Consider the following 1153-nt stretch of genomic DNA (forward strand, 5'->3'; position numbering starts at 1 on the left):
CACTCCTGTTGCTGCAGGAAGTGAATCATGGATAGCTAATCTCATCAATACCCTGATTGGGTTTCGACCCTAATAATAGCGACGATTGGGTCGTGGACGAACGCCCAGAACTGCACATCATCCCCGACGTCCTCTCGTCAGCGGTCAAGCGACAGCAGTCAGCCGTACGCGAAGAGTTCGCCCTGACGGATTCCAATCATCAGAACAGGTCTCACCGTCCAAGCAATTCCTGAGCGGTTTACTGAAATGTGCCGGGTGCGGGGACCTTATGCTGTCATGGCCACAGGTCGGTATGGTAGCACCAACCATAAAAGAGATCCCCATGGACATTCTCGGCGGGGCCTGTTGCAGCAATCACAAGACAATTCTCCGCAAAGAACTGGAAGACCGTGTTCTCACATGCATCCCTGCAGCCCTGGTGCAGAGGGATGTCTTCCGGCGGAAAGGTTCTGCAAAGTGAACTCGCGGAGCAGAAGACCGCTGCCCAGCAGGCCAAGGATATCGAGGCGGCTCTCCAACGCGATAAACGCGAGCAAGAGGGCATCATCGCCCAGATGTCACAACGAGCAGCCGAAGGCCGACGGCCTATCGCGGCCTTTGACGACCAGCTCGACAGGCTAGACGAAAAAGGAGAAGAACTGGAGCGATAGCTGGCGAGCGCGCCCTCCATGGATAAGCCCACCAGCGATGCAGAACGCCTCGCGGCGCTGCGCGGTGAGATCAACGAAGAAACCGTCCGCACGGTTATCCACGCCATGCTTTACATGATGCGCGATCACGCTGATTTTCAAACCAAGCAGCCGCTGATGGGCATCATCCGGCAATTGATCCAGGAAGTCGTGATTGCCAGCACACCGGGCCGTGACCCCCCCTGCTGGAAGTGCATGGCCGGATCTCATCGATCCTCGCTGCCATGGTGGCAGCGCAATTGAGGGAGTCGAAGTTTAAGGCGATGGTGGATCAGGATGTGCTGGCGCGTCAGCTGTCCGGTGAACTCGACACGGAGGCCAAACGCAAAGAGCTCTTCGAGGCTTACGCCGAGGAGCTTTTAAAGGTGTCTCCCGAATGGAAGAATTTACAAGTTTCGTTGGTTGCGGGGGCAGGATTTGAACCTGCGGCCTTCAGGTTATGAGCCTGACGAGCTACCGGGCTG

3 protein-coding genes are annotated in these 1153 nt (G+C 56.7%); all 3 read left to right on the top strand.

The annotated features are described in order from the left end of the window. Positions 1-428: 428 nt before the first annotated feature. The 3 genes from ACFSE1_RS16765 to ACFSE1_RS16775 are packed head-to-tail and all read left to right on the top strand — an operon-like array spanning position 429 to position 1132. Entirely contained in the window at positions 429-650 is a 222-nt protein-coding gene (locus tag ACFSE1_RS16765) for a hypothetical protein (protein ID WP_377403827.1), read from the top strand. 18 nt (positions 651-668) lie between these two features. After that, the gene (locus ACFSE1_RS16770) at positions 669-932 is read left to right on the top strand and encodes a hypothetical protein (protein WP_377403830.1); all 264 of its coding nucleotides are present in this window, start codon (positions 669-671) and stop codon (positions 930-932) included. A gap of 20 nt (positions 933-952) precedes the next feature. Further along, positions 953-1132 carry a hypothetical protein gene (locus ACFSE1_RS16775; protein ID WP_377403833.1) on the top strand — a complete coding sequence of 60 codons (180 nt, stop codon included), beginning with the start codon at positions 953-955 and terminating at the stop codon, positions 1130-1132. The last annotated feature ends 21 nt before the right edge of the window (positions 1133-1153 follow it).

Source organism: Affinirhizobium helianthi (genome assembly GCF_042680945.1).
Classification (GTDB): Bacteria; Pseudomonadota; Alphaproteobacteria; order Rhizobiales; family Rhizobiaceae; genus Neorhizobium; species Neorhizobium helianthi.